This window comes from Vibrio sp. YMD68 (assembly GCF_029958905.1).
GTDB lineage: Bacteria > Pseudomonadota > Gammaproteobacteria > Enterobacterales > Vibrionaceae > Vibrio.
Genome location: NZ_CP124614.1, coordinates 3,102,299 through 3,116,289, shown reverse-complemented (window position 1 = coordinate 3,116,289; position 13,991 = coordinate 3,102,299). Strand labels below are relative to the sequence as shown.

Here is a 13,991-nt window from a genome sequence, read left to right as displayed (position 1 = left end):
CTAAGGTTTTTATTTTTCAAGAAGACAAGGAGGCCATATGGCCACATTGGCGTACACGATAACCGTAGAGGGACTGAGCGATGACGCCTTTAAGGTCACTCAATTTAGCGGGCAAGAGTCTTTATCGGCCAGCCAGTTTAACGACCGGCCTTGCTATGGCTTTTGTTATGACATCAACCTCGCCAGTCGCCTCTCCACCCTCACTGCGGACGATGTCGTTGACCGACGTGTTGAATTAAAGATGTACCGCAACCAGCAATTGGTTCAACGCGTTCACGGTATTGCGCGTGCTTTTACTCAAAAAGAGACGGGGCATCACCACACCTTCTATGCGCTGACCTTGGTGCCGGCGCTTGAGCGTTTATCCCTGCGCCATAATAGTCGTATTTTTCAACACCAAACGGCTCCTGATATCATCGCTACTTTGTTACAGGAAATGGGGATTGACGACTACACGTTTTCACTCACGCAAGCCTCGCTTGAGCGTGAGTTCTGTGTTCAGTACCGAGAAAGTGATTTGGATTTTCTGCACCGCCTCGCCGCAGAAGAAGGCATCGTCTACAGCTTTGCTCACGAAGCGGGCATGCACACCTTAATCTTCAGTGACTCCAGCGCACTGCTGACCCAAATAGAGCCGCCAATACCTTACAACGCTCTCGGCGGTAGCGTGAGTGATACACCTTACATCCAAAGTTTTCACTATCAGTCTGAGTCTCACATCAGTCAGGTTGAGCTAAAAGACACCAGCTTCAAAAAGCCCGCCTACTCGTTTAGCCAAACCGCTCAAGCGGCGGACATCGAATACCAACAACCGGACTACGTGCATTTTGATGCGCCAGGCCGTTATAAAAAAGACGATAATGGCGCTAAATTCACTCAAGCTCGTCTTGAGTCTTTAAGACGCAAAGCGCAAGTCGCGACGGGTAAAAGTAACGAGCCTTTATTACGCGCTGGGTATCGATTTAATATGGATGGGCATCTCGATAACGTCTTCAATCGAGATTGGGTGCTGGTAACAATCAATCGCCAAGGCGAGCAACCTCAAGCGCTGGAAGAAGAGGCTGGGCATGGGGCCACCACCTACAATAATCAATGGGAGGCTATCCCTGCCCACCTCAACTGGCAAGCTGCTCCCCAAGTAAGACCGACCGTCGATGGCCCGATGATAGCCACGGTCGTTGGCCCTGAAGGTGAAGAGATTTTCTGCGACGAATACGGACGAGTTAAAATTCGTTTTCATTGGGATAGAGATGAGATTGACGATGAGCAGCGCTCTTGCTGGGTGAGAGTCTCACAAAGTTGGGCGGGCGGGCAATACGGCGCGATGGCTCTCCCTCGTATAGGACATGAAGTCATTGTCTCGTTTTTAAATGGCGACCCAGACCAACCCATCATCACTGGTCGCACTTACCACGCGACGAACACGCCCCCCTATGCTCTGCCAGAGAATAAAACCAAAACCGTGCTTCGCAGTCAAACTCATCAAGGGGAAGGGTTTAACGAATTAAGCTTTGAAGACCAAGCGGAGAAAGAGCAAATCTATCTCCATGCTCAAAAAGACTTTGATGCTCAAGTGTTAAACGACATGACGCAGCACATTAAGCATGACCAACACACGACGGTCGACAATGACCATTTCTCCCAAATCAAGAATAACCATCATCTGACGGTTGAAGGTGAGCGCCGCTCTCTTACCCAAAAAGACGCCACGGAGATTATAAAAGGAAGCCTGCATCAGAAAGTGGGCGATATTTACGTGATTGAATCGGCCAATGAGATTCACCTTAAAGCAGGGACAAAAGTGGTGATAGAAGCGGGCGCAGAGCTGACGTTAAAAGCGGGCGGCAGTTTTGTGAAAGTGGACGCATCTGGCGTGAGCCTTGTCGGGGCGGGGATTAACCTGAACTCGGGAGGCAGCGCGGGCAGCGGCAGTGGGTTTGCAGGGAAAATGGCAGAGCGGCCTAAAAGCATCAAGACCACAGAAACCAGCAAGGCCCCATCACCAGAAAAAGCAATAGCACAATCAGAGCCAGTGACGTTACCTGCACGCACGCCCACAACACCACCAAACGCACTCCTCAAACCTTGCGAACAAAAGGCAACATAATGATGTCAGTGAACGTTACTCAATGGCTCAATGAACAAAAAGAGTCAGATAAAAACCTGTACATTATCGTTGACCCTAAGTCAGCACATCAACCTCATGTCGTTTTTTACCAATGTGACGGGATAGATGGCGGACCATTGATGAGTCCAGAGGCTTTGACCAATCCAGAGGATGGGCCGTGGTTATTACCTGTTACTGTTAATGCGCGGTTTTTAGATTGGTGGCAACAGAGTGAACACGCTAATAGTGGCATTCTCATTGCTACCGATTCCAGCTATAAAGCGCTGCGTGAATACTTCGCTGGTTTATTTCAGGCCATCATCCAAGGTGAAAAAGTCTTCTTCCCTTTTTATAAACCGGATGACCTTGCAACTATGTTGCCGCGTTTAGATCCCGAAGAGGTCACTCTTCTTCTTAAAAACCATCGCGTATTAATTCGACACGATGAGCAATGGCTACATTGGCAATCTAAGCGCCCAAGTAATCAAAATCAATCGAAGAGCCAAATACAAAATGAACCTTGGTGGGTAATCAAAACGCATCATTTGGATGGCGCACCTAACCTTCCGCTATTGAGCCGTAACGTTGAAACCTGGCTGTGGCAACATCAATCTCACTTAATGCAATCAAGAATAGAGCAAGGTTTACCTGATTTTAATGCGCTCTTCCAAACCCATTTCACTGCATTAGAATCCATACCAAACACTCAGGCTCAAGCGCTTACTGTGCAAGAAAAAACGTTGACGGCCAGCGTGCTGACTCTCTATGGACAAGCCACACTAATACAACCTTCGATTCAAGACGACATTGCCAAACTTAAAGATGACGAGTTGTTATTTGGTCTAACAAATCTATTCAGTCAATTACAAGGAAAAGCCTAATGGCGATTGAAATGTACAACCACTGCGTCTTGTGTAATCCAGAGGTTAACTGGTTAGAAGTGGAGTTTCGCAGTGAAAACGATGAGCCAATTAACAACTTAATCGTGACTATTACTAACCCAAGCACGCTGCAAACCCACACGATGACCGCTTATCAGGGATATTGTGTGTTTGGTCATATTGCCGCTGGAGAATGGGTAATCAGTGTCGAAACCGAAAACCTCCTAACCACGGTTGAACAATACAAAAGTCGCAAGGAGGGAGAGCCATCCCCTGTAAAAGCAAGAGCAGAAAAGGAACTCGGCGCGGCTCATAAAAATGACAAAAAATACCATTTGGTTAGTGTCGGGGATTTATGGGAGACGCCCCCCGAAGACACCTTTCTGACGGAGCATCACAGCGCAATCATGAGTAATGTGCGTGCAGAGCTGAATGGGGTTCGAGGGTGGCACAACGCGACCGTTGTACTAGAGATAAAGGCACTACGCAGCTACATGCCGATGATTGTGGATACCGATGAGTTTAACCTCATCAATAGTTATACTTTTGCTTTGTTGTCAAAGCTGGCTTATGCGACAGATAAACTCAGTGTTGATGATGGAGAATCAACAAATACTAACGGCGCTATTGATACTGTGACAACACAATTAAGAGAGCGAAAAACGCCTGCCTATTGCAGCAATTTAGCAGCAAAATGGGTCGTGAAAGAAATCCCATACAGTCAAGCGCTAAAGTACAGTTATTATGCTGATGACACTGTGGGTGCCGAAGGGTATATTCTGTTCAATGATGATATTGCTATAATTGGCGTGCGAGGCTCAGAGCCTTACTTTGAAGACAGAAACAGCACAAAAGACACTCAGTTACTAAAAATTGTAAAAGCCGCTTCTGGAATACAAGCTCTAGTAGTAGATAAACTAGGAAACATAATCCAATCTCCAGGCATGCAAGACTTCGTGAAAACAAATCTAGATGCAGCTCAAATTGCACCGCCTGAGTTTGGTGGAGCTTATGTCCATCGAGGGTTCTATCAATATGCGATGGCTTTATGGGAAAAAATACAGCTAAATGTAAACGATTTTGAAAATAAAAGAATACACATATGCGGACACAGCTTAGGTGGAGCTGGTGCACTAATTTTAAGTAGCCTCATTAACGATAAAGTTAATTTTGAAAAGTTGCGTTTATATACTTACGGTATGCCACGTACAGGAACGCGCAGCTTTGTGCAACGTTACCAAGATATTTTGCACTATCGACATGTGAATAACCATGACTTGGTTCCCCAAGTCCCTATGATTTGGGTAAATACAAGCGCAACTGAAAAATTTGAACTGTCCGATATTTTTAGTAGCGGTGTGACACTGGCTAAGAAGATGATCTCCGATAACGATGGTGACAATTATTTACATCATGGACAATTATCCCAACTGATCACTTACGCCAAACCCAATCAGGTTCTACTGTCACCAAGACAAACTCAAATCACGATGCTTGATATAGCAAAAATGGCTAAAAATGATTCCGTCGCACTGGTGGACGGCTTGACTGATGCCTCAATAGCCGATCACGGTATGGAGTTTTATATCCCTAACCTATTGGCTCAATTACAAAATCTAAGTAAAGAGAGTCTATATAATCATTACCAAGGCATTATTGCTTATTTAGCTGACACCATTAACGACCAACAACGTGGTTATTTGAAGACAAAGAATAGTTTAGCCGAAGCGTTAGGCAACCCCTACTCCCCTGTCAACCAAGCCTACATCACCCGGCTCAAACAAGAGCTATCAATCAGTGAGGCGCAGTTAGACAATCAGCACCAAGTAAAACAAGAGTTGACCAGTATCATGAACAACCCGGAGCGCTTGCCACTTAGTTTACTGTTGTTGTCAAATCAATCTTTATCTGAAGAAATCAAGGAGCAGTTAAAATGACCCTATCAGCTAAAAAAAAGTGTTGGGGGGTGAGCATCGCACTGAGTCTATGTCTTGCGGTTATCGTTTGGAGTCTGCACTCAACACAGAATGCTCATCCACAAAAAAACATTCGAGTTTCCGGCTCAAAACCCATCGATGCAACAGTAAAAGTATGGGCCAACTATTGGGTTCATGGTGAGAGTTGTGAGTCCTACTCTTACGATATGTTTGGACGAAAAGCTCACCAAGGAGGGAAAATCACCACATTCTTTACTCCCAATGATATTGAAAGTAATGAGCTTTATGAATTTGAAGTACCTTACTCTACTTATACCAACAGTAAAAACTGCGTAGTTGAACTACGAGATATCAAAGTTGAAGCCTATAACGCTTTTGATACGGTGGGATTTGCGCAATTACGTATTTATCAAGCGGGCAATAACTACAACAACAAACCGATAGACTTAGGTTCAAAAATTGAAGCGAGAGATTGCAATACTTTTATTCATCAATGGAAAGATAAAACTACGTCTGGTGGTCTAGGGTGTAACTTTTACGTTGATAATAAAAAAAGCACAACGGCTACGGAATTTAATGCTTATACCGTTCACTTCGATTTCTCTCAATTCAATGAGGATACGGTGATCCATTACGACATTTTAGCTGGTGATAATTACCGCAGCACTCCATTAGATTCACAAACAGGAAAATAATCATGGCAAAAGGCGCACTTGTTGGAGATATTGGCTCTGGGCATGATGGGTTTCCACCTACGCCCATTATATCAGGCTCATCAACGGTTAAGATTGATGGCCGAGCAGTGGCAAGGCAAGGCGATCCACTAGAGCCTCACGATAAGCCCAAGCACCCTAAACACCCAAGAGCCATCAAAGAAGGTTCAAAAACAGTCATAATTGATGGTAAGCCTGCTGCACGTGTCGGTGATGCTATCTCATGTGGTGGCATCATTGTTGGTGGCTCTTCAGTGAATATAGGTTAGGAGCCCCTCTCCCCGAACTTACTAAAAATATACTCTCAAAGAAGCCTTGGTTCTGCGTAGTGAATGTGTACCATATTGCGTTTTATCGAGTCCTATATCCGTTACCCAGCGGTTAACCATTGTGGTGTAGTAATGGTAAGAAATGGGTTGACCTTCACGGCGTGGACTTGGAAATAGATAGTCTGTTGGTAACAACGAGTTTTGAATGATCCACTGTGACAGAGTTTGTTGAGTCTTGGGCGTGATCTCGAAGTGCACTTCTTGTTGAGTCTTCTGCTGTTTCACGATAGTTCGCGACATTACACAGCCGCTGCGGCTGACATCTTGAACTTTCAAATTACGTAAATCACAAGACCTCAACTTGCAGTCGAGGGCTAAATTGAACAACGCCAATTCGAGCAAGCGTTCTTTTAGTTCAAGCCGAATACGGATGCGCCATATGTCTTCCAACCGAAACGCTTTCTTTTGTCCGATGTGCTTCCCTTTATTCCAAGCTTCCATAATGTGCTCCTTACTTCTTAAAAATGCTCTTTAAGTAAGGCATAAATCAAAGACAATGCTGCATCCAGTGGTATGATTGACGGAATATTTCTCTAACAAGAAAACTTCTAATGAATCAAACAGAACAACAGTATTTGAAAGAGCTTGAAGGCAAGCTTTGGAACGCCGCAGACAAGCTACGCTCAACGCTAGACGCCGCGCAGTACAAACACGCAGTGCTAGGTTTAATCTTCGTTAAATACGTCTCTGATGCGTTTAAGCTGCGTCAGGATGAGATCAAAGCTGACATTGCCAACCCTGAGCATGAATACTATTTGGATCCTGCTGATTACTCTGAAGAAGAGCTAGCGGCAGAGATTGCTATTGAGCTTGAACAGCGTGACTTCTACACAGAGAAAAACGTGTTCTGGCTACCAACTGAGTCGCGTTGGCAGTTCCTGCAAGATAACGGCCCATTGGTTATTGGTGGTGCTGAGCTGGATATCAATGGTAAAGCTAAGAAGATCACTTCTGTTGGCCATTTAATTGATAACGCACTTGAAGGCATTGAACGTGAAAATCCTAAGAAACTTAAAGGTGCTCTCAATAAGTCATATTCTTCATTAAAGATTGACCAAGCTAAGCTCAATGAGCTTATCAACCTGATTGCGACAATCCCGTTTGTTCATGCTGATCTAAACAGTAAAGACATCCTAGGTCATGTATACGAATACATGCTTGGTCAATTTGCACTGGCTGAGGGTAAGCGAGGCGGGGCTTTTTATACGCCAGCCTCTATCGTAACGCTGATCGTTGAAATGATTGAACCGTTTGAAGGCCGTGTCTATGACCCTGCAATGGGTTCTGGTGGTTTCTTTGTTCAATCAGAGAAGTTCATTGAACGTCATGCGAATGAGAAGAAAGTCGACGCACTAACGCAGAAACAGAAGATCTCTATTTACGGTCAAGAGTACAACCATACAACGTGGCAGCTAGCGGCGATGAACATGGCGATCCGTGGTCTTGATTATGACTTCGGTAAAGAGCCTGCAAGTACCTACACCAACGTACAGCACCCTGATCTTCGTGCTGACTTCATCATGGCTAACCCTCCATTCAACATGAAAGAGTGGAACACAGGTGTTGATGATAACGATCCGCGCTTCAAATACGGCCAACCTCCATCAGGTAATGCGAACTTCGCGTGGATGCAGCACATGCTTCACCATCTAGCACCTGAAGGCTCTCAGGCGCTTCTATTGGCAAACGGTTCTATGAGTTCAACAACCAACAACGAAGGCACCATTCGTCAGGCGTTAATTGAGAATGACTTAATTGAATGTATGGTGGCACTACCGGGTCAATTGTTCACCAATACTCAAATCCCAGCGTGTATCTGGTTCTTAACTAAGAACAAGAGCCCTCGCGTTGATAAAGCGGGTCGTAAGCTACGTGGACGTAAAGGTGAAGTGTTGTTTATCGATGCGCGTAACCTTGGTTTCATGAAAGATCGTGTATTACGTGATTTCAGCTTTGATGACATTAAGAAAGTAGCCGATTTATTTCATGCTTGGAAAACAGGTGAAGAAGTTCATGGCTTAGCTTATGAAGATCAGGCAGGTTTCTGTAAATCAGCAACGCTAGAAGAAATTATTAAACATGACTTCGTATTGACTCCGGGTCGTTATGTTGGTGCTGCTGAAGAAGAAGACGATGGTATTCCATTTGGTGAAAAGATGGTGGCGCTGACTTCAAAGCTAAGTGAGCAGTTTGCAGAATCAGCAACGCTAGAAGCTGAAATCAAGAAGAACCTAGCGGGGTTAGGTTATGAGCTTTGAACTTCACATTCCTGAAGGGTGGTCTCAAGTAAAACTCAGCGATCTTGGTGAGGTTAATAGAGGGCGTTCACGTCATCGTCCACGAGATGCGGCTCATTTGTATGGTGGGCCTTACCCATTTGTTCAAACTGGTGATGTAAAAGCTTCTAAAGGTCGCGTTACTCAGCACTCTCAGACGTATAGCGAAGAGGGTTTAGCTCAGAGTCGATTGTGGCCAAAGGGGACTATGTGTATCACTATAGCCGCTAACATTGCAGAAACCGGAATACTAACTTACCCAGCATGTTTCCCCGACAGTGTTATTGGCTTTATTGCTGATGAATCAAAATGTAATGTTTACTTCATAGAGTACGTATTTCGATTATTAAGAAAGCGCATTCAGGCACAAGCTACTGGTAGTGTACAAGACAATATAAACCTTCAAACTCTTGAACGTTTGTTGTTTCCGATTCCTGCTCTAGAAGAGCAAAATCGTATTGCTGCGGTTTTAGGCGAGCTGGATGACAAGATTCACCTTAACTATGAGATTAACCAAACCCTAGAACATATGGCGCAAGCCATCTTCAAGTCATGGTTTGTCGATTTCGAACCAGTAAAAGCCAAGATGAATGGAGAGCAAACAGAGGGTATGGATGCGGCCACGGCCTCGCTCTTCCCAGAAAAGCTAGATAGTGAAACTGGTATCCCTGTCGGCTGGAGTCAGGGAATAATTGCAGATATCGCCAAACTCAATGCGAAATCATGGACAAAGAAAAACCAACCCGAACAAGTTCACTACGTTGACCTAGCAAACACAAAAAATGGTGTGATTGAAACTGTCACAACGTTTGACTTCGATGAAGCGCCCTCACGAGCTAGAAGAGTTTTGAACTCTGGGGATACCATTGTTGGCACGGTGCGTCCGGGAAATCGATCTTTTGCATTCATCGGTGAGACAGAGCAACCACTTACAGGCAGTACAGGTTTCGCCGTGTTATCGCCAAAGGAAGAGTTTTGGACGTCATTCGTTTACCTAGCTACTACCAATGATGACACTATTGATGAATATGCCCGTCTAGCAGATGGTGGTGCGTACCCTGCGATTAAGCCTGTAGTTGTTGCCGATACACCATGTGTAATCCCTACAACGGATATTGCTCAAAAATTCTGGCAGCTTACAGGTTCAATGTTGAAGAAAGCTCATCAAAATCGCCTTGAGAATGAAGAACTGGCTAAGCTACGCGACACGCTACTTCCTAAATTGCTTTCCGGCGAAATCGACTTAGACAAAGCTCAAAACGATACCTAATTAACTCAACTGCAAAGGACTGCTGCTATGAATAACAGCCTACTGGTCAACGTAAGTAAATATGCATCGAGCGATAAAACGTCTCCTACCGAAAATTTCATAACAGAAGCATTTGCTTGGTTATTGCGAAACGATGCTGAAGTTAGAAGAGCAATCGATAAGTACTTAAGAAAAGTAGGCGAAGAAAAAAGTTTAAATATTCTGCCTGTTGGCGATTCAAGGCATATTGATACCCAAGTTAATTTTAATGGTACGTTTCCAGATATGTGCTGGGACTCTTCAGATAGAACATTCAGCATTATTTTTGAACATAAAGTTTGGACTAAACTTTCTGATAAGCAGCTTGATAATTATCGTAAATACGCTGAAGAAAAATTAGGGAAAGCATTTGTAATCGTGCTGATTACAGGACATGTAGGCCAACATAAGCAGAACCCAGATTTAGCCTTATGTTGGTATCAAATTGCAGAAATAATTGAAAGCGTAGAGGGTGGTAATGACAAAGATTTATGGATACGTGAAGAGTTTATTCATTTATTAAAAGTGAATCGTTTAGTTGACATAACTCCAATTAACCCTCTTTCTATTGCATATTATAATGATGCAAAAAAAATTGACGAACAGCTCAATAATATAGCTAAAAGAGCCATACATAAAAAGTGGCCCATTCAACAATTAGAAGGCGATGTTTCATACAATAAAGAGGTTTACCAACGCAAGGTAGGTGTGAGTGAACGATGCGGAAAATATGACACTTGGGGACGCATTGGATTAGAGTTTAACAATGTAACTCAAGAGTATGATGAAGGGGGCTGGGCTCCCGGTCTATTCTGTGGTTTTTTAATAGACAGTGCAGATCATTGTGTTGAAGATATAATGCCTAATGAACCATTAGCAGCTCTCATAGTTGATATAGATGACCCACTGCATTCTAAGTTAAATTCTAGAGGGCTATATGAAAAGCTAGTTAATGAAATCTGTTTGCCAAATGGTTGGAAATTAAGTGACAGAGTCACTCAGAATAATAACGAGAACCCGTGGCACCCACTCATCATTTATCGCAGCCTTTCTGATTTTATTGGTCATGCATCAACGCCTGAACAGCAGAGCGAAACGTTTTTTACACAAATGAAAGAGCTTCAGAAAGCATTAATCAACACGAATTCTTTTGTGGCTTTTTGCAAAGAGATGCACCATATCTATGAGGAGTCTTTATGATTACTGAAGACCAGTTAGAGCAACAGTGTATTAATTGGTTTACTGATCAAGGTTACCTCTATAAAAGTGGCTACGACATCGCGCCTGATGGTGACTCTCCAGAGCGTGACGATTACCACCAAGTCGTTTTAAAGCAGCGCCTATTAAATCAGTTAGAAATTATTAACCCCGAGCTGCCTATTGAAGCTCTGAATGATGTGGTTAATACGGTATCTTCCCCCGACACGCCCATTCTTATTAAAAACAACCGAGGCTTCCACAAGTTTGTGATTGAAGGGGTGCCTGTTGAATACACGGCTGTTGAAGATGGTGAATCGAAAACGAAGCATACTCATGCTCAGCTAATGGATTTTACAACGCCTGATAACAATGAATTCCTTATCGTGAATCAGTTTACGATTACAGGTACTAAAGGCAATCGTCGACCTGATGTTGTTGTGTTCATTAACGGGCTACCAATCTCAGTCATCGAGCTAAAAAACCCAGCAGATGAACATGCCGATATTTGGAATGCGTTTAATCAGCTTCAAACCTACAAAGACGAAATCTCAGATCTGTTTGTTTTCAATGAAGCGTTAATTGTCAGCGATGGTTGGACGGCACGCGTTGGTTCATTAACGGCAAATAAGGAGCGATTCTTACCTTGGAAAACCGTCGCCACAGAAGACGATAGACCGCTGTTAGAGTTTCAATTAGAAACCATGGTTCGTGGCTTTTTCAAGCAAGATTTATTGCTCGATTACATTCGTTATTTTGTGTTGTTTGAAACCGACAACGACAAAATTATCAAGAAGATTGCGGGCTATCACCAGTTCCACGCGGTGAGAGCGGCGGTTGAGGCGACGGTTCGTGCTGCTAATACCTCAGGTAACTTCCTAGAGAGTACAATTCCAGCGCTAGAAAAGATCAAGCAAGGCAGTGGTAAGGCAGGGGTTGTTTGGCATACGCAAGGGAGTGGTAAAAGTATCTCTATGGTTTGCTACGCGAGTAAGTTGTTACAGCAAGCCTCAATGAATAATCCGACAATCGTGGTGGTCACTGACCGAAATGATCTCGACGGTCAGCTTTACAACACCTTTGGGATGGCACAAGAAACGTTAAAGCAAATACCTCAACAAGCGGATGACCGTGATGCATTACGTGAACTGCTTTTCAATCGCCAATCTGGCGGCATCATATTCACGACGATTCAAAAGTTCGCTTTATTAGATGAAGAGACAGAGCATCCTCGACTATCTGAGCGAAGTAATATCGTGGTGGTTTCTGATGAAGCCCACCGTAGCCAGTATGGCAATAAATCGAAGATGGTTGAAGTGAAGGACAAAAACGGCACTGTAACGGGTCACAAGTACGTCTATGGATATTCCAAGTATATGCGTGACGCATTGCCTAATGCTTCGTTCATTGGCTTTACAGGCACGCCTATCGCAATGGATGACAAAGACACCCGTGGTGTTTTTGGTGAGTACGTCTCTATCTACGATATTCAAGATGCCGTTGATGATGGTGCCACGGTGCCTATCTACTACGAATCTCGCCTCGCTAAGCTTGATATTAACCAAGATGAAATTGAGCAGCTTAACGATAAAGTTGAAGATGAAATCGGTGAAGATGAAGAAACGGCAGATCGTGAAAAAGTAAAATCAGAATGGGCAACATTAGAAAAGTTGGTAGGCGCTGAGCCTCGCATTGAACAAGTTGCAAAAGATCTGGTTGAGCACTTCACTACTCGAACATCGACATTTCCCGGTAAAGCCATGATTGTAGCGATGAGCCGAGAAATCTGTGTCGATCTCTACAATGCTATTGTGGCGATTAAGCCTGATTGGCATCACCCAGATACCGATAAAGGTGCAATTAAAATTGTGATGACTGGCTCTGCATCAGACAAAGAGAAGATGCAGCCTCATATTCACGATAAGAAAACCAAAAAACTATTCGAGAAGCGCTACAAAGATACTGACGATGAGCTTCAACTCGTTATCGTTCGAGATATGTGGCTAACAGGATTCGATGCACCTTGTTGCCATACCATGTACATCGATAAACCAATGAAAGGGCACAACCTGATGCAGGCGATTGCTCGTGTTAACCGTGTATTTAAAGACAAGCCCGGTGGTTTGGTTGTCGATTATATAGGTATCGCTAATGAACTTAAAAATGCACTAAAGACCTATACCAACAGTCAAGGTAAGGGGCAGCCAACAGTCGATACAGCAGAAGCATTTGCAGTATTGATGGAGAAGGTTGATATTATTCGAGGGATGTTTGCTACGCCGGTAGATGGCTATGTCTTTAACTATCGCCCTGATTTTGAAACAGACGCACTACGATTACTTCCAGGCGCCGCAGGTCACTTATCCGGGTTGTCACATACCGATAGCAATGGCAAAGAGGTTCGTGATGGTAAGCGCCGTTTTCTTGATGTTATGGCTGCATTAGGTAAAGCTTATTCGTTGTGTAATACCATGGATGAGACTCGCGGCTATAAAAATGAAATAGCATTTTACTCGGCGATTAAAGCTGCATTTCTTAAGCACACGACAGTTGACAAAAAACGCTCAGATGAAGAGCGAAACTCCGCTCTAAAACACATTCTCGATAACGCGGTCATCGCGGATGGCGTTGATGATATTTTTTCAATGGTTGGTCTAGATAAACCTAACATTGGTTTGCTTTCTGAAGAGTTCTTAGAAGATGTTAAGAGCATGAAGGAAAAGAACTTAGCTGTTGAACTTCTTGAAAAGCTGCTTCGTGATGAGGTTAAATCTCGCATGAAGAACGACGTCGTACAGGAGAAGAAATACTCTGAACGTATTATGTCGACGCTGCAAAAATACCATAACCGCAGTATTGAAACAGCTCAGGTTATTGAAGAGTTGATCCAGTGGGCAAAGGAAATGCAAGAGGATTCAGAGCTTCTGGATAAGTTAAAGCTTTCCGTTGATGAAATCGCTTTCTACCGTGCTCTGGTTGAAAACGAGTCTTCAGTTCGTGAGCTTGGTGATGATGCTTTACGTAATTTGGCAATTGAACTAACCAAACAACTTCGTAAGTCAGCCACAGTTGACTGGCAGAAGCGAGAAAGCGTACGAGCGCGTATGCGAAACCTTGTGCGTCGACTGCTGCGTCGATGGAAGTATCCACCCGATGCGGCAGAAGAGGCGATTAAGCTTGTTCTTGAACAAGCTGAGGTACTCGCAGACGGATGGTATAAATAATGAGAAAGGCAAGGCTCCCCCCCCCTTGCTTTTTGAATA

Annotated in this window: 9 protein-coding genes and 1 pseudogene; 9 read left to right on the top strand and 1 reads right to left on the bottom strand. The window is 43.9% G+C overall.

Annotated features, from left to right (window positions below):
• Window positions 1-37: 37 nt before the first annotated feature.
• Genes tssI through QF117_RS20185 form a run of 5 tightly spaced genes read left to right on the top strand, consistent with a single transcriptional unit; the run spans window position 38 to window position 5,907 of the window.
• Window positions 38-2,107, top strand: a complete 2,070-nt coding sequence (gene tssI / locus QF117_RS20205) for a type VI secretion system tip protein TssI/VgrG (RefSeq protein WP_282387886.1) — start codon at window positions 38-40, stop codon at window positions 2,105-2,107.
• Window positions 2,107-2,988 carry a DUF4123 domain-containing protein gene (locus tag QF117_RS20200; protein ID WP_282387883.1) on the top strand — a complete coding sequence of 294 codons (882 nt, stop codon included), beginning with the start codon at window positions 2,107-2,109 and terminating at the stop codon, window positions 2,986-2,988. The genes tssI and QF117_RS20200 overlap by 1 nt, the downstream gene beginning before the upstream one ends.
• A 5-nt stretch (window positions 2,989-2,993) precedes the next feature.
• A complete protein-coding gene (locus tag QF117_RS20195; protein ID WP_282389531.1) occupies window positions 2,994-4,925 on the top strand; it encodes a lipase in 1,932 nt (643 codons plus the stop codon).
• Window positions 4,922-5,620, top strand: coding sequence for a hypothetical protein (locus QF117_RS20190; protein WP_282387882.1), 699 nt, complete (start codon window positions 4,922-4,924; stop codon window positions 5,618-5,620). The genes QF117_RS20195 and QF117_RS20190 overlap by 4 nt, the downstream gene beginning before the upstream one ends.
• A 2-nt stretch (window positions 5,621-5,622) precedes the next feature.
• A complete protein-coding gene (locus tag QF117_RS20185; RefSeq protein ID WP_282387880.1) occupies window positions 5,623-5,907 on the top strand; it encodes a type VI secretion system PAAR protein in 285 nt (94 codons plus the stop codon).
• Between the two features lie 36 nt (window positions 5,908-5,943).
• Here QF117_RS20185 and QF117_RS20180 read toward each other — a convergent pair.
• Window positions 5,944-6,408, bottom strand: a pseudogene (locus tag QF117_RS20180) (tyrosine-type recombinase/integrase); the annotation flags it as partial.
• A gap of 110 nt (window positions 6,409-6,518) precedes the next feature.
• On the opposite strand from QF117_RS20180, the gene QF117_RS20175 reads away from it, so the two are divergent.
• From QF117_RS20175 to QF117_RS20160, 4 genes are read left to right on the top strand one after another with little or no spacing between them, the layout of a single operon-like run.
• On the top strand, window positions 6,519-8,225 hold the full coding sequence (locus QF117_RS20175; protein ID WP_282387878.1) for a class I SAM-dependent DNA methyltransferase: 1,707 nt from the start codon (window positions 6,519-6,521) through the stop codon (window positions 8,223-8,225).
• Window positions 8,215-9,513, top strand: coding sequence for a restriction endonuclease subunit S (locus QF117_RS20170; RefSeq protein ID WP_282387877.1), 1,299 nt, complete (start codon window positions 8,215-8,217; stop codon window positions 9,511-9,513). The genes QF117_RS20175 and QF117_RS20170 overlap by 11 nt, the downstream gene beginning before the upstream one ends.
• A 27-nt stretch (window positions 9,514-9,540) precedes the next feature.
• A complete protein-coding gene (locus QF117_RS20165; protein WP_282387875.1) occupies window positions 9,541-10,731 on the top strand; it encodes a hypothetical protein in 1,191 nt (396 codons plus the stop codon).
• Entirely contained in the window at window positions 10,728-13,952 is a 3,225-nt protein-coding gene (locus QF117_RS20160) for a type I restriction endonuclease subunit R (RefSeq protein ID WP_282387873.1), read from the top strand. The genes QF117_RS20165 and QF117_RS20160 overlap by 4 nt, the downstream gene beginning before the upstream one ends.
• The last annotated feature ends 39 nt before the right edge of the window (window positions 13,953-13,991 follow it).

Excerpts from the sequence above, each read along its gene's own strand:
- QF117_RS20185 (WP_282387880.1), top strand. The coding sequence starts at position 5,623 with ATGGCAAAAGGCGCACTTGTTGGAGATATTGGCTCTGGGCATGATGGG.
- QF117_RS20165 (WP_282387875.1), top strand. The coding sequence starts at position 9,541 with ATGAATAACAGCCTACTGGTCAACGTAAGTAAATATGCATCGAGCGAT.
- QF117_RS20175 (WP_282387878.1), top strand. The coding sequence starts at position 6,519 with ATGAATCAAACAGAACAACAGTATTTGAAAGAGCTTGAAGGCAAGCTT.
- QF117_RS20160 (WP_282387873.1), top strand. The coding sequence starts at position 10,728 with ATGATTACTGAAGACCAGTTAGAGCAACAGTGTATTAATTGGTTTACT.
- QF117_RS20170 (WP_282387877.1), top strand. The coding sequence starts at position 8,215 with ATGAGCTTTGAACTTCACATTCCTGAAGGGTGGTCTCAAGTAAAACTC.
- QF117_RS20190 (WP_282387882.1), top strand. The coding sequence starts at position 4,922 with ATGACCCTATCAGCTAAAAAAAAGTGTTGGGGGGTGAGCATCGCACTG.
- tssI (WP_282387886.1), top strand. The coding sequence starts at position 38 with ATGGCCACATTGGCGTACACGATAACCGTAGAGGGACTGAGCGATGAC.
- QF117_RS20200 (WP_282387883.1), top strand. The coding sequence starts at position 2,107 with ATGATGTCAGTGAACGTTACTCAATGGCTCAATGAACAAAAAGAGTCA.